17 protein-coding genes and 1 pseudogene are annotated in these 19,570 nt (G+C 71.3%); 9 read left to right on the forward strand and 9 right to left on the reverse strand.

From position 1 onward, the window contains the following. Positions 1-269 precede the first annotated feature (269 nt). Both H1D24_RS14785 and H1D24_RS14790 read left to right on the forward strand, forming a co-directional pair. Positions 270-1,082 (forward strand): SAM-dependent methyltransferase, encoded by an 813-nt coding sequence (locus H1D24_RS14785; protein WP_181657985.1) that lies wholly within the window; start codon positions 270-272, stop codon positions 1,080-1,082. After that, entirely contained in the window at positions 1,079-3,214 is a 2,136-nt protein-coding gene (locus H1D24_RS14790; protein WP_181657986.1) for a putative bifunctional diguanylate cyclase/phosphodiesterase, read from the forward strand. The genes H1D24_RS14785 and H1D24_RS14790 overlap by 4 nt, the downstream gene beginning before the upstream one ends. A 161-nt stretch (positions 3,215-3,375) precedes the next feature. Here H1D24_RS14790 and H1D24_RS14795 read toward each other — a convergent pair whose 3' ends face one another. Beyond that, entirely contained in the window at positions 3,376-4,254 is an 879-nt protein-coding gene (locus tag H1D24_RS14795; protein ID WP_181657987.1) for a LysR family transcriptional regulator, read from the reverse strand. 95 nt (positions 4,255-4,349) lie between these two features. Here H1D24_RS14795 and H1D24_RS14800 point away from each other — a divergent pair, with 95 nt between their 5' ends. From H1D24_RS14800 to H1D24_RS14820, 5 genes are all read left to right on the forward strand, one after another. Further along, positions 4,350-5,054 (forward strand): succinate dehydrogenase, encoded by a 705-nt coding sequence (locus H1D24_RS14800; protein WP_181657988.1) that lies wholly within the window; start codon positions 4,350-4,352, stop codon positions 5,052-5,054. Between the two features lies 1 nt (position 5,055). Continuing rightward, complete coding sequence (locus tag H1D24_RS14805; protein WP_181657989.1) at positions 5,056-7,005, forward strand: fumarate reductase/succinate dehydrogenase flavoprotein subunit; 1,950 nt, start codon at positions 5,056-5,058, stop codon at positions 7,003-7,005. Beyond that, complete coding sequence (locus H1D24_RS14810; RefSeq protein WP_181657990.1) at positions 7,002-7,751, forward strand: succinate dehydrogenase/fumarate reductase iron-sulfur subunit; 750 nt, start codon at positions 7,002-7,004, stop codon at positions 7,749-7,751. Before H1D24_RS14805 ends, H1D24_RS14810 begins: the two co-directional genes overlap by 4 nt. A 587-nt stretch (positions 7,752-8,338) precedes the next feature. Continuing rightward, entirely contained in the window at positions 8,339-9,124 is a 786-nt protein-coding gene (locus H1D24_RS14815) for a GNAT family N-acetyltransferase (RefSeq protein ID WP_181657991.1), read from the forward strand. 41 nt (positions 9,125-9,165) lie between these two features. Further along, positions 9,166-10,212 (forward strand): lysophospholipid acyltransferase family protein, encoded by a 1,047-nt coding sequence (locus H1D24_RS14820; protein WP_374064237.1) that lies wholly within the window; start codon positions 9,166-9,168, stop codon positions 10,210-10,212. A gap of 43 nt (positions 10,213-10,255) precedes the next feature. Here the strand turns inward: H1D24_RS14820 and H1D24_RS14825 are convergent. Further along, positions 10,256-11,264 (reverse strand): annotated as a pseudogene (locus tag H1D24_RS14825) (LLM class flavin-dependent oxidoreductase). Between the two features lie 174 nt (positions 11,265-11,438). On the opposite strand from H1D24_RS14825, the gene H1D24_RS14830 reads away from it, so the two are divergent. Continuing rightward, positions 11,439-11,900: a phosphatase domain-containing protein gene (locus H1D24_RS14830; protein ID WP_181658046.1), complete on the forward strand. Its 462-nt coding sequence runs from the start codon at positions 11,439-11,441 to the stop codon at positions 11,898-11,900. 25 nt (positions 11,901-11,925) lie between these two features. Here H1D24_RS14830 and H1D24_RS14835 read toward each other — a convergent pair whose 3' ends face one another. From H1D24_RS14835 to egtA, 6 genes are all read right to left on the reverse strand, one after another. Further along, positions 11,926-12,141, reverse strand: a complete 216-nt coding sequence (locus tag H1D24_RS14835) for a dodecin (protein ID WP_181657992.1) — start codon at positions 12,139-12,141, stop codon at positions 11,926-11,928. A gap of 311 nt (positions 12,142-12,452) precedes the next feature. Further along, complete coding sequence (locus tag H1D24_RS14840) at positions 12,453-12,926, reverse strand: carboxymuconolactone decarboxylase family protein (protein ID WP_181657993.1); 474 nt, start codon at positions 12,924-12,926, stop codon at positions 12,453-12,455. Positions 12,927-13,124: 198 nt separating this feature from the next. Further along, positions 13,125-14,087: an L-histidine N(alpha)-methyltransferase gene (gene egtD, locus H1D24_RS14845; protein WP_181657994.1), complete on the reverse strand. Its 963-nt coding sequence runs from the start codon at positions 14,085-14,087 to the stop codon at positions 13,125-13,127. Beyond that, positions 14,084-14,917, reverse strand: a complete 834-nt coding sequence (gene egtC / locus H1D24_RS14850; RefSeq protein ID WP_181657995.1) for an ergothioneine biosynthesis protein EgtC — start codon at positions 14,915-14,917, stop codon at positions 14,084-14,086. Before egtC ends, egtD begins: the two co-directional genes overlap by 4 nt. Beyond that, positions 14,917-16,380 (reverse strand): ergothioneine biosynthesis protein EgtB, encoded by a 1,464-nt coding sequence (gene egtB / locus H1D24_RS14855; protein WP_181657996.1) that lies wholly within the window; start codon positions 16,378-16,380, stop codon positions 14,917-14,919. Before egtB ends, egtC begins: the two co-directional genes overlap by 1 nt. Further along, complete coding sequence (gene egtA / locus H1D24_RS14860) at positions 16,377-17,708, reverse strand: ergothioneine biosynthesis glutamate--cysteine ligase EgtA (protein ID WP_181657997.1); 1,332 nt, start codon at positions 17,706-17,708, stop codon at positions 16,377-16,379. The genes egtB and egtA overlap by 4 nt, the downstream gene beginning before the upstream one ends. Before the next feature lie 233 nt (positions 17,709-17,941). Here egtA and H1D24_RS14865 point away from each other — a divergent pair, with 233 nt between their 5' ends. Beyond that, a complete protein-coding gene (locus tag H1D24_RS14865; protein WP_181657998.1) occupies positions 17,942-18,802 on the forward strand; it encodes a TIGR02452 family protein in 861 nt (286 codons plus the stop codon). A gap of 129 nt (positions 18,803-18,931) precedes the next feature. Here the strand turns inward: H1D24_RS14865 and H1D24_RS14870 are convergent, their stop codons facing one another. Further along, positions 18,932-19,399: a type II toxin-antitoxin system PemK/MazF family toxin gene (locus tag H1D24_RS14870; RefSeq protein ID WP_374064238.1), complete on the reverse strand. Its 468-nt coding sequence runs from the start codon at positions 19,397-19,399 to the stop codon at positions 18,932-18,934. Between the last annotated feature and the right edge of the window lie 171 nt (positions 19,400-19,570).

Genomic DNA, 19,570 nt, shown 5'->3' on the forward strand with positions numbered 1-19,570 from the left:
GGAGGGAACGGGCCGGCTCTTTTCCCGTTCTCCGGAGGGCTCTCCGGCGTACCCTCGCTCTCGGAGTCTCCGGAGCCCTCCGTATCTGCACCGGATCGCTTGAGATCCGTTCGGAATGCTTCGGGATGTTTTCGGGTGACATTCCGTCGGCACTTGCCCGAGTCAGTGTCCGAGAACGGACCGCCAATTTCCGTTTTGACTCGCCCAGTTGGCGCGCGATCAGTAGCCTCAGCTCGAACACCGAATCGGCAAGCGCCTTGGAGACTTGGATGGAGCGTCCCGCCTGGGCCCCTCAGGGCATCGACATCACGGTGCCGAGTGTGTCCCGCATCTACGACTACTACCTGGGCGGTTCGCACAACTTCGAGGTCGACCGGGAAGCGGCACGCAAAGCGATGGAGTTCATGCCGGGACTCCCCAAGATCATGCAGGCGAATCGTGCCTTCATGCGCCGGGCCGTGCGGTACGCCGTCGAGCAGGGCATCACTCAGTTCCTTGACATAGGCTCCGGCATACCCACCTTCGGCAATGTGCACGAGGTCGCCCAGAACGCCTGCCCGGGCGCACGCGTCGTGTACGTCGACCACGACCCCGTCGCCGTCGCGCACAGCCGGGCCGTCCTCGAGGGCAACGAGAACGCGGGCATCGTCGCCGCCGATCTGCGCAAGCCCCGGGACATCCTGGGCAGTTCCGAGGTGGAGCGGCTCCTCGACCTGGAACGCCCGGTGGCGCTGCTGCTCGTGGCGGTGCTGCATTTCCTGGAGGACGCCGACGAGCCGTACCGTGCGGTCGCCGAACTGCGGGACGCCCTCGCACCCGGCAGCCTCCTCGTCGCCACGCACGCCTCGTACGAAGGCATTCCGCTCCGGCCCGAGCAGGCGGGCGGTGCCGTCGGCGTCTACAAGGACATCCGCAATCCGCTGATCATGCGCTCGCGTGACGAGATTGCGCGGTTCTTCGAGGGATTCGACATGGTGAAACCGGGGCTCGTGGACATGCCTCTCTGGCGGCCCGACACCTCGCCCGAGGACGAGGATCCTTACGCCTTCTCAGGGTTCGCCGGCGTGGGGCGTATCGCGTGACCGGGACGCCCGACGGACCGGAGGACAGACTGCGCCGGTTCGCGACGATCTGGAGCCGGGCGATCTTCCCGGTGACGGCGACGTCGCTGACCCGGCCGGAGTTCGAGCAGCAGCTGCTGCCGCTCGCCCGCCGGCTGCGCGACGCACTGCGGGCGCGCACCTTCGACGCGGCGGCCGGAAAGGCCGTGGGCGCGGGACTCGTCGACACGCACTGCACGGAACCCGAGGCGCTGAGCCGCACGCTCGACGTCGTGGACGCCTATCTCGTGCTGTACTGCGGCACGGAAGGCGCCCAGGAGGAGCAGCGGGTGCGCTCGGCACGGCTGCAGCATGCCGCCGCAGCCGGCTTCGCCCAGGCGCTGCGCGAGCGCACCCTCACCGAGCAGGAGGCCATCTACCGGGCCGCCCTCGATGCCCGCGCCGCCGTCGCGGCGGCGCTGCACAACAGCGAGGCACGCTTCCGCGCGGTGTTCCAGGAAGCCGCCATAGGAGTCGGGATCGCCGACCTCGACGGCTCGATCCTGGAGGTCAACGATGCGCTGATCCGCATGTTCGGCATCTCCGGGCAGACGATGCGCGGCTACAACGTCATGGACTGGCACCATCCCGAAGACGCCCCGCAGGTATGGCGCCTCTACGACGAACTGGTGCGCGGCGAGCGTGACCACTACCGCGTGGAAAAGCCCTTCAGCCGTCCCGACGGCACCGTCCTGTGGACCAACCTGACGGTCTCGCTGCTGCGCGACGCCGAGGGCAGGCCCGAGTACCAGCTCGCGCTCATGGAGGACACCACCGAGCGCCGGCTGCTCAATCTGAGGCTGCGCTACGAGGCCACGCACGACGCGCTGACCGGCCTGCCCAACCGCACCCTGTTCTTCGAACGCCTGGAGAAGGCGCTGTCCGCGGGCGAAGGGCAGCGCTTCGGGCTCTGCTACCTCGACCTGGACGGCTTCAAGACCATCAACGACAGCCTCGGACACGCGGCCGGCGACCGGCTTCTCGTCGAGGTCGCCGACCGGCTGGGGTCCTGCGCCACCGCGCCGGGCGAGATGGTCGCACGGCTCGGCGGCGACGAGTTCGTGGCGCTCACCACGGGACCGGACACCCAGGCCGAGGTGGAGGAGCTCGCCGCACGCATCATGAACGCCCTGGCCGCCCCGATCCGCGTCGACGGCCGTGAGCTCACGGTGCGCGGCAGCATGGGCGTCGTCGAGGGGCCCGCGGGCGAGCGCGGCTCCGCGGAGGTGCTGCGCAGCGCCGACATCACGATGTACCGGGCCAAGGCCGCGGGCGGCAACCGCTACGAGACGGCCGACGCGGAGGCCGAGGCGCTGGCCATCACCCGGCACGGGCTCACGACCGCGCTGCCCTCGGCCCTGGACCGGGGCGAGTTCTTCATCGAGTACCAGCCGCTCGTGCACCTCGGCGACGGCAGTGTGCGCGGCGCGGAGGCGCTGGTGCGCTGGCTGCATCCGCAGCACGGTGTGCTCGGCCCGGACCGGTTCATCCCGCTCGCCGAGCACACGGGCCTCATCGTGCCCCTGGGCCGCTGGGTGCTGGAGCAGTCCGTGAAGCAGGCCCGCCGCTGGCAGGAGCGGCACGACGACGCGGGACCGCTGCGGATCAACGTGAACCTCTCGCCGTGCCAGCTCACCCACCCGGGACTGGTGTCCGACACCGTCGCCATACTGCAGGCCGCCGGACTCGCAGCGAACGCCCTCTGCCTGGAGGTGACCGAGTCCGCGCTGATCGGCGCCGACGACGATCTGCTCAAGCCGCTGCGGCGGCTCGCCGAGATGGGCGTCGACATCGCGCTCGACGACTTCGGCACGGGCTACTCGAACCTGGCCAATCTGCGCCGCCTGCCCGTGAGCGTTCTGAAACTCGACCGGTCCTTCACCCAGAGCATGCAGCGGTTCCCTGCAGACCCTGTCGACCTGAAGATCGTCGAAGGCATCGTCGCACTCGCCCACAGCCTGAACCTCACCGTCACTGTCGAGGGCGTCGAGACGGGCGCCCAGGCGGAACAGCTGCGGATACTGGGCTGCGACACGGCGCAGGGCTGGTACTACGCCCGGCCGGGTCCGCCGGACCGCCTGCATGAGCTGGCACTGGTGGACGCGGCGAGCTGAGCCTCGTACGCCGGGGCACCGTAATGGGTGGGCTGTGCCCACCCTCCCCCAAGCTCTCGGCTTCTCCCCAGTGCCTTAAGGGCCTGGGAGGTACCCCAGAGCAGGGGAACCCCCATCGCCCTGCGGAACGCCTGCCCACAGCTGGGTGGCGGGCCATGCGGTCACAGCAAAAGCATCCGCTGCAGCTCCCGAGCAGCCCGAGGCGGAGCCACATCGCTGCGATGCGCCAGCGCGATCGTCCGATGCAGCCCCGGCCGGGCCAGCGGTGTCACCCGAAGCCCCCGCCCGGACCGCTCGGCGACCATGTGCGGCACGACCGCGACCCCCAGCCCCGCCCGAACGAACCCGAGCACCGCGTCCATCTCGCCGCCCTCCACGGCGAAGTCCGGCTCGAACCCCTCGGCCCGGCAGGCAGCGACCGTCAGCTCCCGCAGGTCGTAGCCGTGCCGGAACATGACGAGCCGCTCACCCTCGAGATCGGCGATCCGGACCCGCCCTCCCCGCCCGGGCGCGGCCGCGTCCGGTGACGACACCACGACGAGATCCTCGCGCAGCACCTCAACCGTCGTCAGCGCCGGCGACGGCGTGGGCAGCGGCAGCACGATCAGGGCCAGGTCGAGCGCGCCGCGCGCGAGCTCCCGTACGAGGTCGTGGGAACCGCTCTCCTCGATCATCAGCCGGATCCCGGGATACCGGTCGTGGAACTCGCGCAGCACGTCCGGCAGCATGCCCGTGCACAGGCTGGGCGTCGCTCCCAGCCGCAGTCGGCCGCGCCGCAGCTGGGCCAGCTCCTGGACCTCCTGCCGTGCGGTGTCCGCGTCCGCGAGGATCCGGCGCGCGAGCGGCAGCAGCGCCTCGCCGGCGTCGGTGAGCGAGATGTTGCCCCGCGCCCGCAGGAACAGATCCGCCCCCAACTCCCGCTCCAGCGCCCTGATCTGCTGGGACAGCGACGGCTGTGCGACATGCACGAGCTCGGCGGCCCGGGTGAAGTGCCGGGTCTCCGCCACCGCGACGAAGTACTGGAGCTGCTGGAACTGCATACCGTCCACGATACGCCTGCATAGGCACTGCCTATGGAAATGAGCCGCACCATGTCTTGGACCGATCGGGCCCTTCGGCCCTAGCGTGCTGACTCATGGCTCTGGCAACGCGGACGGACCGACGGCCGTCCATGACGCGCACCATCTGGGACTCGTCCGTCGGCAAGAAGACAGTGATGGCCGTGAGCGGCCTGATCATGCTGCTCTACCTGGTCGTCCACATGCTGGGCAACCTCAAGATCTTCTTTGGGTCGGGCGAGTTCAACCACTACGCGCACTGGCTCCGCACCATCGGCGAGCCGTTCCTGCACTACGAGTGGGCGCTGTGGATCATCCGCGTCGTGCTGCTCGCCGCCGTCGTCGCCCACGCCACGTCCGCGTACCAGCTGAGCCGCCGCGACATCAAGGCGCGCCCGAGCAAGTACGTCCACAAGCGGCCGCGCGCGAGCTATGCGACGCGCACCATGCGCTGGGGCGGCATCATCCTCGGCCTGTTCATCGTCTGGCACATCCTCGACCTGACGACGGGCACCGTGCATCCGGGCTTCGAGTCCGGACGCCCGTACCAGAACGTCGTGGACACCTTCTCCACCTGGTACGGCAACGTCATCTACATCGTCGCGATGCTCGCGCTCGGCCTGCACACCCGGCACGGCTTCTGGAGCGCCGCGCAGACGCTCGGCGTCGGCAGCCGGACCCGCGACCGCATCCTCAAGACCATCGCCAACGTCCTCGCGCTGGTGCTGACGGTGGGCTTCATCTCCGTACCCGTCGGCGTCATGACCGGATTGGTGAGCTGACATGAGTTCCTACAGTGAATACGAGACCGGGGAGCCGGTCGTCGACACCAAGGCGCCCAAGGGCCCCGTCAACGAGCGCTGGGACATCCGCCGCTTCGAGGCCAAGCTCGTCAACCCGGCCAACCGGCGCAAGCACACGATCATCGTCGTCGGCACCGGCCTCGCGGGCGGCTCGGCGGGCGCCACGCTCGCCGAACAGGGCTACCACGTCGTGCAGTTCTGCTTCCAGGACTCCCCGCGCCGCGCCCACTCGGTCGCCGCGCAGGGCGGCATCAACGCGGCGAAGAACTACCGCAACGACGGCGACTCCATCCACCGCCTCTTCTACGACACGGTCAAGGGCGGCGACTTCCGTGCCCGCGAGTCCAACGTCCACCGGCTCGCGCAGATCTCCGTCGAGATCATCGACCAGTGCGTCGCCCAGGGTGTGCCGTTCGCCCGCGAGTACGGCGGTCTGCTCGACAACCGATCCTTCGGCGGCGTGCAGGTCTCCCGTACCTTCTACGCCCGCGGCCAGACGGGCCAGCAGCTGCTGCTCGGTGCCTACCAGGCGCTGTCGCGGCAGGTCGCGGCAGGCAACATCGAGCTGCACCCGCGCACCGAGATGCTCGACCTGATCGTCGTCGACGGTCGGGCGCGCGGCATCGTCGCCCGCGACCTGGTCACCGGGAAGATCGACACCTACTTCGCGGACGCCGTGGTGCTCGCGTCGGGTGGCTACGGCAACGTCTTCTACCTGTCGACGAACGCGATGAACTCCAACGCGACCGCGATCTGGCGGGCGCACCGCAAGGGCGCGTACTTCGCGAACCCCTGCTTCACGCAGATCCACCCCACCTGCATCCCGCGCACCGGCGACCACCAGTCCAAGCTGACGCTGATGAGCGAGTCGCTGCGCAACGACGGCCGCATCTGGGTGCCGAAGGCCAAGGGCGACGACCGGCCGCCGAACCAGATCCCCGAGGACGAGCGCGACTACTACCTGGAGCGCATCTACCCGTCCTTCGGCAACCTCGTCCCGCGAGACATCGCCTCGCGCGCCGCGAAGAACGTGTGCGACGAGGGCCGCGGCGTCGGTCCCGGCGGCCAGGGCGTGTACCTCGACTTCGCCGAGGCCATCGAGCGCATGGGCCGCAAGGCCGTCGAGGCGAAGTACGGCAACCTCTTCGACATGTACCAGCGGATCACCGACGAGGATCCGTACGAGGTGCCGATGCGGATCTACCCCGCCGTGCACTACACGATGGGCGGCCTGTGGGTCGACTACGACCTGGGGACCACGATCCCCGGCCTGTTCGCGATCGGTGAGGCCAACTTCTCCGACCACGGCGCCAACCGCCTCGGTGCGTCCGCGCTGATGCAGGGCCTGGCCGACGGCTACTTCGTACTGCCGTCCACCATCAACGACTACCTCGCCCGCAGCCCGCACCACGACGAGGTCTCCGAGGACCATCCCGCGGTCGCCGAAGCCGTACGCGAGACACAGGACCGGCTCGCCAGGCTGCTCGCCGTCGACGGCGACCGCACGCCCGACTCCTTCCACCGCGAGATCGGCGAGCTCATGTGGGAGTTCTGCGGCATGGCCCGTACCGAGGAGGGGCTGCACAAGGCGCTCGAGCGGATCCCCGAGATCCGTGAGGAGTTCTGGCGCCGCATCAAGGTGCCCGGTACCGGCGAGGAGTTCAACCAGTCGCTGGAGAAGGCCAACCGCGTCATCGACTACCTGGAGCTCGCCGAGCTCATGTGCCTCGACGCGCTGCACCGCGCCGAGTCCTGCGGCGGCCACTTCCGCGAGGAGTCCCAGACCCCCGACGGCGAGGCCGCCCGCAAGGACGACGAGTTCTCCTACGCGGCCGCCTGGGAGTTCACCGGCACCGGCGAGGCGCCCGTCCTGCACAAGGAAGACCTGGTCTTCGAGTACGTCCACCCCACTCAGCGGAGCTACGCATGAAGCTCACCCTGCGCGTCTGGCGGCAGAAGAACGCCGACGCCGACGGCGCCATGTCCACGTACGAGGTGGACGGAATCTCCTCCGACATGTCCTTCCTGGAGATGCTCGACACCCTCAACGAGGAGCTCATCCTCAAGGGCGAGGACCCCGTCGCCTTCGACCACGACTGCCGTGAGGGCATCTGCGGCGCATGCTCGCTCGTCATCAACGGCGACGCGCACGGCCCGGAGCGCACCACGACTTGCCAGCTCCACATGCGGTCCTTCAAGGACGGCGACACGATCGACATCGAGCCGTGGCGCGCCTCGGCCTTCCCGGTCGTCAAGGACCTGGTGGTGGACCGGTCGGCGTTCGACCGGATCATCCAGGCCGGCGGCTACATCACCGCGCCGACCGGTACCGCGCCCGAGGCACACGCCACGCCCGTGCCCAAGCCGGACGCCGACTTCGCGTTCGAGCACGCCGAGTGCATCGGCTGCGGCGCGTGCGTCGCGGCCTGCCCCAACGGCGCGGCAATGCTCTTCACCTCGGCCAAGATCAACCACCTCAACGTCCTGCCGCAGGGCGCGCCCGAGCGCGAGTCCCGCGTCCTGGACATGGTGGCCCAGATGGACGACGAGGGCTTCGGCGGCTGCACCCTCACCGGGGAGTGCGCCACCGCCTGCCCGAAGGGCATCCCACTGATGTCCATCACGAACATGAACAAGGAGTGGCTGCGCGCGACCCGCAAGGCGGGCAAGCGCTGAGCGCTTCGCTGGAAGCACGGTGACGAACCTGCGGGCCGGTGGGGGGGCTGGTCGCTCCCCCAAGTTCTCGGCTTCTCCCCCAGTGCCTTAAGGGCCTGGGAGGTACCCCCAGAACAGGGGGGACCCCCATCGCGGCGGAGCCGCACAATGTCACAGCCCCGCGCCCCTTACGGGGCGCGGTACCGCCGGACTTCGCCAAGGCCGCTCAACCATAAGACGTTCGCCCACCAAGGGGTGGACGGGTGGGACCGGGGCACGGTGCTCAGCCCCGGTCCCACCACGCTTTCGCGGGCTGCCATGGTCCCACCGGGCTTTGGCGGGCCGGCCCAGTACCGCCAAGCCTTGGCGGGCCGCCCCAGCCACGCTTCGGCGGGTGCCCCGGTCCCGTCAGGTCGGGCGGGCCGCCCGCCAGTCATTCAACAACCGCACACTCTCTCTCCTGCCGCAGGTCATGTCTGCGCCAGCAGACGCGGGCACAACAGGTACGCGCACACCGGCGCGGGCCGACGGCGTCAGCCGCACGGCACACACCGGTGAGCCGCCGCACCGTCTGCCCTGCTGCACAGGTCACTGACCAGGAGAGAGCCATGACCGGCGTTTCCACCCTCGACACCCCCGCTCCCCCCGCGGCCGAGACTCGCTACACCGTCACGCTCGCCCGCGACGAGACGGAGGTACGGGCCGCGCAGCGGCTGCGGCACGACGTCTTCGCCACGGAGATGGGCGCCCTGCTCGCGACTCCCGAGCCGGGCCTCGACATCGACTCCTTCGACGCGTACTGCGACCACCTCCTGGTGCGCGACAACGTCACGGGGCAGTTCGTCGGCACGTACCGCCTGCTGCCGCCCGACCGAGCCGCGATCGCCGGACGGCTCTACTCCGAGAGCGAGTTCGACCTCGGACCGCTCGCCGGGATCCGCTCAGGGCTCGTCGAGGTCGGCCGCTCCTGCGTCCACCCCGACCACCGTGACGGCACCGTCATCGGCCTCATCTGGGCCGGCATAGCCCGCTACATGGTCAAGGGCGGGCACGAGTGGCTGGCCGGCTGCTGCTCCGTACCGCTCGCCGACGGCGGCGCGCTGGCCGCGGCCACCTGGGACCGCGTCCAGGCCAAGCACCTCGCGCCCGAGGAGTACCGGGTGCGGCCGCTGCTGCCCTGGATCCCCAAGACCGAGGGCCAGGGCGCGGCGCGGCCCGCGAACGCCGACCTGCCGCCGCTCCTGCGCGGCTACCTCCGGCTCGGCGCCTGGGTGTGCGGCGAGCCCGCCCACGACCCGGACTTCGGCGTGGCCGACCTCTACGTGCTGCTGTCGATGAGCCGCGTCAACCCGCGCTACCTGCGGCACTTCCTCTCCCTCGCGCCGGCCTGGTGAACGCCCCGAGCACCGGCCCGACGAGCGTCCGGAGCACGGGCATGATGAGCGCCTGGCTGCCCACCGCGCCCTGCACCCCGGCGGCGTGCGTGGACTCCGCGAGATCCGCGGCGGCCTCCCCCATGGCCTTGTGGGCATGGGTGGTACCCCCATCGCGCGCCGTCCTCCGCCTCGTCGCGGTCGCGGTCGTCACGGTCACCGGGTTCGCCCTGACCCCGCTGGCCGCACGGCTGTCGCCCGCGCGGCGCGACCGGCTCGTGCGGTGGTGGTGCCGGATGGTCGTCCGTGCCGCGGGGGTGCGCGTGCGCACCACGGGAGGCGAGGCGCCCAAGGGTGGCGTACTGCTGGTGGCGAACCACATCTCCTGGCTCGACATCCCCCTGCTCGCCGCCGTCCGGCCCGCCCGGATGCTGGCCAAGTCCGAGATCCGGGACTGGCCCGTGGCGGGGGCGATGGTCGCCCGCGGCGGCACCCTCTTCATCGAACGCGACCGGCTGCGCGCGCTGCCGGAGACGGTCGCCCGTATCGCCGCCGTCCTGCGCGAAGGCGCCGCGGTCGTCGCCTTCCCCGAGGGCAGTACCTGGTGCGGCCGCGCCCGGGGCAGCTTCCGGCGCGCCGTCTTCCAGGCCGCCCTGGACGCGGGCGTGCCCGTCCAACCGGTCCGCATCCGCTACCGCCAGCACGACGAGACCACGAGCACGGCGCCCGCCTTCGTCGGGGACGACACGCTCGGCGCCTCCCTGTGGCGCGTCGCCTCGGCACGCGGCCTCGTCGCCGAGGTGGACGTACTCCGGCCCCTCGAGCCGGGCACCCACCCGGACCGCCGAGGCCTCGCCCTCGCGGCGGAGTCGGCGACGGGAGAAGGCGTTCGCCGCGAGTCCGTCTCGTGCGCTGCGGGCACCGGCTCGCATGTCGCCGAGGACCCGAATCAGCCTGTCCGGCGCTTGACGACAGGGCCTGGGCGATGGGGGTCTGGGGGCGAAGCCCCAAGCAGGGTCCAGGGGCAGCGCCCCTGGTTACGGGAAGGGGTGGGGTGGGGGACCATACCGCCTCGCCTACGCAGGCATCGCGCGGGCGGGGCACGGTGACGCCGCGGGTCAACCCCAGACGCCCGGGGCATCCATGCGGGCATCACCTGTGCGGGGTCAGCCCCGCGACCCCGGCCAGCCTCCGGAAGGAGTCCAGCAGCCCCTCCCGGTCGTACGTGCTCGTCGTGACCAGCACCTCCTGCGCCCCGCTCTCCTTGATCAGCGCCTCCAGCTCCTCGGCGACCTGCTCCTCGGTGCCGTGGATGTGACCGGTCAGTCCGGCCTCGTAGTACGTCCGCTCCTTCGCCGTCATCGTCAGCTTCTCGATGCGCTCGGCCGGGGCGAGCGGTGGGAACGTGCCGTGCGTGCGCGAGTACGCCATGGCCCAGGCCTCGGGCATCAGCAGCCGGCGGGCCGCCTCCGGTGTGCCGGCGACGGCGATCGTGCCCGCGACGACCACGTACGGCTCCTGTGCCCACGGCGAGGGCCTGAACGCGTCCCGGTAGCGGTCGATCGCGGCGAGCAGCCGCTCGCGTCCCTTGATGTCGCCGATGACGAGCGGCAGTCCGGCCGGCGGCGATCGTTGCGCCCTCGCCGGTCGCCAGCACATACGCCGGTACCGTGAGGCCCTCCGCGGGGCGGGCGTGCACCCCGGTCGGCGAGGTGCCGCGGAACCAGGCAAGCAGCTCGGCGAGGTGCGCCGCGAAGTCGCCGGCATCGTCCTTGTCCCGTCCCAGTGCCCTGCGCACACCGTCCGTGAAGCCGACCGAGCGTCCGAGTCCCATGTCGATCCGCCCGGGGAACAGGGACTCCAGCACCCCGAACTGCTCGGCGACCACGAGCGGTTGGTGGTTCGGCAACATGACGCCGCCGGTGCCGACCCGGATGCGACGGGTGGCCGCGGCGACGGCGGCCGCCAGAACCGTGGGCGCGGAGCCCGCGACGCCGGGAACCCCGTGGTGTTCCGCGACCCAGAAGCGGTGATAGCCGAGCTCCTCCGCCTGCTGGGCGAAACCGACCGTGTCACGCAGCGCCGCGTGGCCGCCGTGCCCCTCGCGGATGCGTGAACGGTCCAGGACGGAGAACCGGGTCGATCCGATCACTGAGCTCACGCATCTGTTCAACGCCGAGGTCGCGCCAGGATTCCCGCAGCCGGGGCCCTGCCGGTGTTCGCGTGACGCAGTCCCTACGCTGGCCCCGTGACGGACAACAGCAGGGGCAGCAGCAGGGGCAACAGCAGGGACAGCAGCAGGGGCAACAGCAGGGACAGCAAAAGGCCACTCGCCGTGTTCGACCTGGACAACACCCTCGCGGACACCGCGCACCGGCAGCGGTTCCTGGAGCGCAGGCCGCGGGACTGGGACGCCTTCTTCGCGGCGGCCCCGCAGGACCCGCCGCTGGCCGAGGGCGTGGAGCTGGCGCTGAAGAGCGCCGAGGAGTGCGAGATCGTCTATCTGACCGGCCGCCCGGAACGGTGCCGCCGGGACACGGCGGACTGGCTCGCCGCGCAGGGACTGCCCGAGGGCCGGATCTGGATGCGCCGCAACGACGACCGCCGCCCCGCCCGCTTCACCAAGCTGGCGATCCTCCGGAGGATCTCCCGTGACCGGGAGGTCCGCGTGCTCGTGGACGACGACGAACTGGTCTGCGAGGAGGCCCGGCGAGCCGGCTTCACCGTCGTACAGGCACGCTGGGCCACCCCGTCCGAGGACCTGAAGGACGCGCAGGAACGCGAGGGACGTACCTGACCCGTGGGGTCGTGTTGCGCAGTCGTCACTCGCCGTCCTCCAGGCGGAACCCCACCTTGAGGCCCACCTGGTAGTGCTGGATCTCGCCGTTCTCGATCTGGCCGCGGACCTGGGTCACCTCGAACCAGTCGAGGTGGCGCAGCGTCTCGTTGGCCCGGGCGATGCCGTTGCGGATGGCCTGGTTGACACCCTCCGGGGAGGTGCCGACGATCTCGGTGACCCGATAGGTGTGGTTCGTCATGGGCTTGCTCCTCTCGGCCGGCTCCCGGGCCGGTTCACTCCACCGTGCCCCACCGGGCTCCGGCGCGCGAGGCGGGCACGCGAGCCAGGTCGCGTAACGGCCAACGAGGGCCGGCGCTCCGCCGCGGAAGTCGCCCAAGGGGCGGTGCACACAGCTGGGCCCACTCGTTTGGATCAGTCGGACCGCCCGGCGTACCAGAACTCGGACCGCCCGGCGTGCCAGAACAATGCCCCGGGTCCCCGCGAGGGGCCCGGGGCGTGTGCTGCTGCTGGCGCGAGACGGCACCGGCGGTCCCGGCCAGGCACTCCTCGTTATCCGAACTGGCCGGGCTGGTAGTCGCCGGCGGGCTGCTGGACGATGACGTTCACGCGGTTGTAGGCGTTGATGAGGGCGATGAGGAACACCAGGGCGGCGAGCTGGCCCTCGTCGTAGTGCTTGGCGGCATTCGCCCATGCCCCGTCGGTGACACCGCCGGCCGCGTCGGCGATGCGGGTCCCCTGCTCCGCCAGCTCCAGGGCGGCGCGCTCGGCGTCCGTGAACACCGTGGCCTCCCGCCAGGCCGCCACCAGGTGGAGGCGCTGCGCGGTCTCCCCGGCGTGCGTGGCGTCCTTGGTGTGCATGTCGGTGCAGAAACCGCAGCCGTTGATCTGGCTGGCGCGGATCTTCACCAGTTCCTGCGTCGCGGCCGGCAGCGCCGAGTCCGACACGACCTTGCCCGCCGAGTTGATGTGCTTCAGGACCTTGGCTGTGTCCGGGTTGCCGAAGAGGTTCAAGCGAGCATCCATGATGAGCTCCTCTGCCGTGGCTGGTGGTTACACACGTCCGACGGAACAACTCGGCGAGATGTGACACGGAGGAATGTGACGTGCGTCTCCCCTGTAGCGGGACCGGTTCGGCGGCCTTGGCCGCGGCACATCCATCGCCGGCCGGGACTCTCACCGCACCAGACTCCGGGACTCTCACCGCGCCAGACTTCGGGACGCTTACCGCGCCATACTCAGCGACAACGCGAACCGTCCCGCCGTATCCGTCCACCAGTGGGTCAGCTCCAGCCGTGCGGCGGCCAGTTCCGCACGGACGCCGTCCTTGCGGAACTTCGCCGAGATCTCCGTGCGCAGCTCCTCGTCCTGCTCGAAGTCGACCGCCAGATCCAGCGCGGGGACCTTCACGGAGAGCGGTTGCAGAGCGCGCAGGCGCATCTCGATCCACTCCTTGTCGCGGTCCCACAGGGCGACGTGAGCGAAGGCGGCCGGGTCGAAGTCGGCGCCCAGTTCCCGGTTGACGACGGCCAGGACGTTCTTGTTGAACGCCGCCGTCACCCCGGCCGCGTCGTCGTACGCAGCCACGAGAACGGACTCGTCCTTGACCAGGTCCGTGCCCAGCAGCAGTGCGTCGCCGGGCGCCAGCAGCGAGCGTACGGAGGCGAGGAACTCGGCGCGTTCGGCGGGCAGCAGATTGCCGATGGTGCCGCCGAGGAACGCGACGAGCCGCGGTCCGGGCGTGTCCGGCAGCGTGAGGCCGCGCGTGAAGTCGGCGATCATGGCATGGACGTTCAGCTCCGGCCGCTCGGCGAGGAGCGCCTGCCCGGCCTGCTTGAGAGCGCTCTCGCTGACGTCCACCGGTACGTACGTGTGCAGGTCCGGGAGCTCGTCGAGCAGATGGCGCGTCTTGTCGGACGAGCCGGAGCCGAGCTCGACGAGTGTGCGGGCCGCGGTGGCCTCGGCGATCTCCGCGGACCGGGTGAGCAGGATCTCGCGCTCGGCGCGCGTCGGGTAGTACTCCGGGAGCTCGGTGATCTCCTCGAACAGTTCGCTGCCGCGCGCGTCGTAGAACCACTTGGGCGGCAGCGTCTTCGGGGTGCGGGTGAGGCCGTACAGGACGTCGGCGCGCAGGGCCGCGTCCGTGGCGTCCTCGGGCAGGGTGCGGGTGAGTTGGAACGGGCTCACGCGGTCGGCTCCTCGGTCTTCGGGGGTTCGTGAAGATCGGTCCCTGGGGGTACTTGGTGATGCTCTTGCGGGTACTCCGGCTCCTGCGGCTCCTTCAGCGGCGTCAGCAGGACGTCGGTGCGGCTCGCGACGAGCAGCGTCCGGTCGGGCACCTCGCGCCAGTACGGGTCGTCGTCGTACGGCTCGGAGGCCACGAGGGTGCGCCCGCCCGCGGCGAGATACCAGAGCGTGTCGCCCCAGGCGGTCGCGGCGATCGCCTCGCCGTTGGTCAGCAGGAGGTTGAGGCGCGAGCCGGGCGCGGCGGCCGCCACCTCGAGGACCGTCTCGGCCAGCGCCTGGCCCGCCTCGTCACCGTTCCGCAGCCGGTGCAGGACCAGTGCCCACACCAGCGCGGAGTCGTTGCGGGCCTCCAGCGCGAGCAGTTCGGCGGGCGGCAGTTCCCCGGCGAGTACGGCGAGGGAGCGCGGCCAGCCGGTCACCGCGCCGTTGTGGCTGAACAGCCACGGGCCCGCGGCGAACGGCGCTGCCGCGGCCTCCGCGTCGGCGCTCGCCACGGTCGCGTCCCGTACCGCCGCGAGCAGCGCCCCCGTGCGTACGACCCGCGCGAGGTCCGCGAACGACAGGTCGGCCCAGACCGGCCCGGCCCGGCGGTACCGGGCGGGCACCGGATCGTCCTCCGCGTACCAGCCGATCCCGAACCCGTCGGCGTTCACGGTGCCGTACCGCTGCCGGCGTGGCGCCCACGACTGGCGGTACAGCCCGTGCGGCGGCGCCACAACGAGGTCGCCGAACGGCACGGGCGGCCCCAGGTAGGCCAGATGCCGGCACATCAGGCACCTCCCGACGGGCCGTTCGCGGCGCCTTCCGCGCGGCCGTCCACCCGGCCGTCCACCCGGCCGTCCACCCGGCCGTCCACCCGGTCGTCCACCCGGCCGCCCACCAGGTCGTCCGCGACCCCGTCCGCGGGCGTGACGTCCCGGGCGGTGCGGAAGCCCGAGAAGATCTGCCGCCGGATTGGATAGTCCCAGTTGCGGAACGTGCCGCGGCAGGCCACCGCGTCGACGGCGAACGAACCGCCGCGCAGCACCTTGTACTCGGACCCGAAGAACACCTCCGAGTACTCCCGGTACGGGAACACCGCGAACCCCGGATAGGGCAGGAAGTCGCTCGCTGTCCACTCCCACACATCGCCGATCAACTGCCGTACGCCGAGCGGGGACTCACCGAGCGCGTAGCTGCCCGCGGGGGCAGGACGCAGATGGCGCTGGCCCAGGTTGGCGCGGTCCGGCGTCGGATCGGCGTCGCCCCACGGGTAGCGCATGGAACGTCCGGACACGGGGTCGTGACGGGCGGCCTTCTCCCACTCGGCCTCGGTGGGCAGCCGCCGCCCCGACCATCGCGCGTACGCGTCGGCCTCGTACCAGCCGACGTGCAGCACGGGCTCGTCCGGATGTACGGCCTCCGTCACCCCGAAGCGCCGCCGCAGCCACTGCCCGCCCTCGCGCCGCCAGAACAGGGGAGCGTTGATCCCGTGAGTGCGGATGTGCGCCCATCCCTCGGGCGTCCACCAGCGGGGGTCGTCGTAGCCGCCGTCCTCGATGAAGGCCTGGTACGCGGCGTTCGTCACGGGAGTCGTGTCGATGAAGAACGGCGGGACGAGCCGGACATGACCGGGACGCTCGTTGTCCAGCGCCCACGGCTCGGTAGAGGTGCCCATGGTGAACGGGCCACCGGGGACGAGGACTTCAGCCGGACCGGTGTACGGCGATGACAGGGGCTCCGGGTCGGGCGCCGACAGCACGGCTGGCCCCTTGCGCAGCTGATGCGTGATCAGCATCGTCTCGTCGTGCTGCTGCTCGTGCTGCGCGATCATCCCGAACGCGAAGCCCGCATCGGTCAGTGCGGAACCCTCGAAGGGCGTGCGCTCGAGGACGTCCAGCGCCCGGCCGCGCACATCCGCCGCATAGCGACGGGCCTCGGCGGGCGGCAGCAGCGGCAGCGAGGGCCGCTCCGCGCGCGAGTGCTCGAACGCGTCGTACAGCGGGTCGATCTCGGGCCGCATCGCCTCCTGCCCGGCGACGGCCCGCAGCAGCCACTGCTCCTCCTGGTTGCCGATATGGGCGAGATCCCACACCAGCGGGGACATCAGCGGTGAGTGCTGCGCGGTCAGATCGGGGTCCTCGACGCACCCGGTGAGCAGCGTGGTGCGCTCGCGTGCGGTGAGCAGCGCGGAGACGGCGCGCTTCCGCAGCGCCTCGGGATCCTGGTCGTGGGTTGCGACGGTCTCGGTCATGGGCGGGCGTCCTTCCCGTGCACGTGACAGCGGTCGAGCAGGTCGGGCAGGTCGGGCAGGTCGAGCAGATCGTCGGCGGGGCAGCGGCCCCGGGCGACGTAGCGGTCGGTGAAGGCGGCCACGGCGTCCCGTACGGCCTCGTCGGCACCGAGGCGGGGCAGCGCCTCCTGGGCGGCGGCGAAGCAGGTGACGGCGGCCTCGTGCAGCTCTGGGTCGTGGAGGGCCTGCCGCGCGGCGCTCAGCCACAGCTCGTTGCGCGGCGCGGGCCCTGGGCCCGCCCGTTCGGCCAGTGGTTTGACGGTGCGGTACGCGGTCTCGGCCGCCTCGGGATCGTCGAACAGCGCGGTCGTCACGGCGAGCGGAACGATCCAGCCGTCGTCGCCGGGCTGGGCGTCGATCATGCGCAGTTCCAGATGACCGCGCGGCCGTACCGGCGGGAACAGCGTCGTCAGGTGGTAGTCGACGTCCTCGCGGGTCGGCGGGCGCGGCTTGCCCGAGCGCGTCCACGCCCGCAGGCTCAGGCCCTTCGGCACGGTCCACGGCCCGTCGTCCGCCCGAATGCACATCACGGGCGCGTCCAGCACATGTCTGGTCCACGCGGTCCGCGGATCCCCGTCCAGCGGCGGGGCCGCCGACCGCCCGGGTTCGATGTCGGCCCACAGTACCTGCCGGGTCGACCGCCACCCGGTCAGACGTCCCTCGCTCAGCGGCGAGTTGGCGAACGCGGCTACCAGCACGGGCCCCAGCAGATGCGCCAGCCGCCAGCGTCGGCCGTGGCCGAGCGGGCCCGGCTCCTCGTACCCGGCGTCCAGGCAGACCTGCACGGATGCCGAGGAGCACATCATGTGGCGGCCCGCAGTCCCCGCACGGTCGAGATACTTCTCCATCGCGTCGTAGCGGGGCTCGTGCAGCAGCCGGGACGGCGGGCACCACGGGTCGGTGCCGAGCCCGGTGAGGGCCAGACCGAGGGGGCCGAGTGCCGTCCGCACCGCCGACAGATCGGCCGACACGGCGGTGACGCACTCCATCAGGGACGCGGCGGGCAGCGAGCTGAGCTCCAGCTGACCGCCGGGTTCGACCGTGAGTGGGGAGTGCAGGGGCAGGGCCCGCAGTACGGCGTAGGCCGCTTCGAGGCGGGCGGGTGATACAGGCTGCCGTGGCGTGTAGCCACCGGCATTGTCGAAGCCATGGACGTCGTGGACGAGCCACTCCAGTTCGACACCGATGGAACGAGGCGGGCCGGTCTTGAAACAGATGCCGTGGACCAGCGCCTCCACCTCGGCCTCGGTGACCATCGGGGCGACCCCCGTACAGTCTCCCTCGGACATGCCGGGATCCTCCTGATCTTCAGGTCGGCCTGGTTCCCCGGTCGGGAACCATGCAGCCGCTCCGGCCATGGGTGGGCCGGAACGGCAGCGCTCGTCCTACCCAAATCCCCCTGAGCGGATCGCACAAGAGTGCCCCCAGAGTCGGATTGGTACGGAGAAAGTCTGTTGCGCGAGGGGTCATGAGGCGCTCACGATGCGTTCATGAAGAAGTCGGGGGACACGGGGGACCGGGCGTGAGTGCCCGGCTGCGCGGAATCGCACAGCACACCGAGGAGATCGTCGCGGCCGGTTCGTACATCGGACCGGCGGGCCGCGAGGTGTCGATCGCCGCAGCGGTGGCGGCCGCCCGGGACGGCACACGGATATACGGGCCGGGTCCGGTACCGATGGACCCTGCCGTTGTGACGGTCACCGCTCCCACCACGGTAATCGAGGTCACAGGGGAGAGCAGCCTGGAGGCGGCGCGACGGCTCACGACCTGCGGAGACGGGCCGGTCGCCGTGCTGAACTTCGCCTCCGCCCGCAATCCCGGCGGCGGCTATCTCAACGGCGCGCAGGCCCAGGAGGAGGCGCTGTGCAGGGCGTCTGCGCTGCACGCGTGTCTGCTGCGGGCCCGGGCGTTCTACGACCACCACCGCGCCGACCGCGACCCCTTCTACAGCGACCGTGTCGTCCACTCGCCGGGCGTCCCCGTCTTCCGCGACGACCGCGGGCAGCTGCTGGACGCGGCATACCGCGTGGGCTTTCTGACATCGCCCGCGCCGAACGCCGGGGTCGTTCTGCGGCGGGCCCCGGAGCGGGCCGCCGAGATACCGCGCGCTCTGGCCGGACGCGCGGAAAGGGTGCTCGAGACCGCCGTGGCGTGCGGCTACCGGCGGCTGGTGCTCGGCGCTTGGGGGTGCGGCGTGTTCCGGAACGACCCGGTACAGGTGGCCGGGGCGTTCCGTGCGCTCCTGGACGGGGGAGAAGGCGGCCGGTTCGCGGGGTACTTCGAGCACGTCGTGTTCGCCGTACTGGACCGCACACGGGGCACGGCCACCCGTGCCGCCTTCGAGCGGGCCTTCTCGTGCGGCGGGCCGGTGCGGCGGCCGTAACGCGTCCGCAGCGCCCGTCGTACGGAGGGAGCTCGCCCGAGGGACCCGGTCGTACGGAGAGGCCTCGCCCGTGGGGAGCCGGTCGTACGGAGAGGCCTCGCCCGTGGGGAGCCGGTCGTACGGAAGAGGTCAGCGCCAGCCGTAACGCTCCCGCAGCCGGTGCACCACCAGATTGAAACGCATCCGGTCCAGCGCGCAGGCCTCGCGCCGCATCCCGTGCTCGTGCACCCGCAGCACCCGGTCGATGTTCACCCACGAGTCGCGGCCCTCGCGGTCCCACGGCCCCCTGCCGATCGGCACCCACTCCCGGTCGTGGTCGTGGCGCTTGCTCGACAGTTGTACGGCGAGCAGCGTGCCGGCCGCCTCACGGGCTACGACCAGGACGGGGCGGTCCTTGCCGCGTCCGTCGTTCTCCTCGAACGGCACCCAGGTCCACACGATCTCACCGGGATCCGGGTCGCCGTCGTGGGCGGGCGAGTACTCGGTGCGCACCCGGCCCACCCGGCGCGGCTCGGCCTCGGTCGTCGCGGTCGGGCCGGTGCGGCCCGGGGTGTCGTCGATGCGCGGGTCTGCGGTGGAGTCAGTCACGCGGGTCACGTTAGAACCTGACCCGTTGGGCACGAAGACCGGGTCCTCGGGGCCGCGGTGCGCGAGGTCCGTGGTGCGGGAGGTCCCGGTGCGGGAGGTCCGCGGTGCGGGAGGTCCGCGGTGCGCGAGGTCCGCGGTGTACGACGACAGGGTCGGCGCACTCGTCGTACGCCGGCCCCG

Origin of the sequence: Streptomyces himalayensis subsp. himalayensis (assembly GCF_013778455.1) — a bacterium.
GTDB classification, from domain to species: domain Bacteria; phylum Actinomycetota; class Actinomycetes; order Streptomycetales; family Streptomycetaceae; genus Streptomyces; species Streptomyces himalayensis.

Coding starts and splice junctions, on each gene's coding strand:
- H1D24_RS14820 (WP_374064237.1), top strand. CDS start 9,166: ATGATGAGCGCCTGGCTGCCCACCGCGCCCTGCACCCCGGCGGCGTGC.
- H1D24_RS14810 (WP_181657990.1), top strand. CDS start 7,002: ATGAAGCTCACCCTGCGCGTCTGGCGGCAGAAGAACGCCGACGCCGAC.
- egtA (WP_181657997.1), bottom strand. CDS start 17,708: ATGTCCGAGGGAGACTGTACGGGGGTCGCCCCGATGGTCACCGAGGCC.
- egtB (WP_181657996.1), bottom strand. CDS start 16,380: ATGACCGAGACCGTCGCAACCCACGACCAGGATCCCGAGGCGCTGCGG.
- H1D24_RS14785 (WP_181657985.1), top strand. CDS start 270: ATGGAGCGTCCCGCCTGGGCCCCTCAGGGCATCGACATCACGGTGCCG.
- H1D24_RS14800 (WP_181657988.1), top strand. CDS start 4,350: ATGGCTCTGGCAACGCGGACGGACCGACGGCCGTCCATGACGCGCACC.
- H1D24_RS14840 (WP_181657993.1), bottom strand. CDS start 12,926: ATGGATGCTCGCTTGAACCTCTTCGGCAACCCGGACACAGCCAAGGTC.
- H1D24_RS14795 (WP_181657987.1), bottom strand. CDS start 4,254: ATGCAGTTCCAGCAGCTCCAGTACTTCGTCGCGGTGGCGGAGACCCGG.
- egtC (WP_181657995.1), bottom strand. CDS start 14,917: ATGTGCCGGCATCTGGCCTACCTGGGGCCGCCCGTGCCGTTCGGCGAC.
- H1D24_RS14805 (WP_181657989.1), top strand. CDS start 5,056: ATGAGTTCCTACAGTGAATACGAGACCGGGGAGCCGGTCGTCGACACC.
- H1D24_RS14815 (WP_181657991.1), top strand. CDS start 8,339: ATGACCGGCGTTTCCACCCTCGACACCCCCGCTCCCCCCGCGGCCGAG.
- H1D24_RS14835 (WP_181657992.1), bottom strand. CDS start 12,141: ATGACGAACCACACCTATCGGGTCACCGAGATCGTCGGCACCTCCCCG.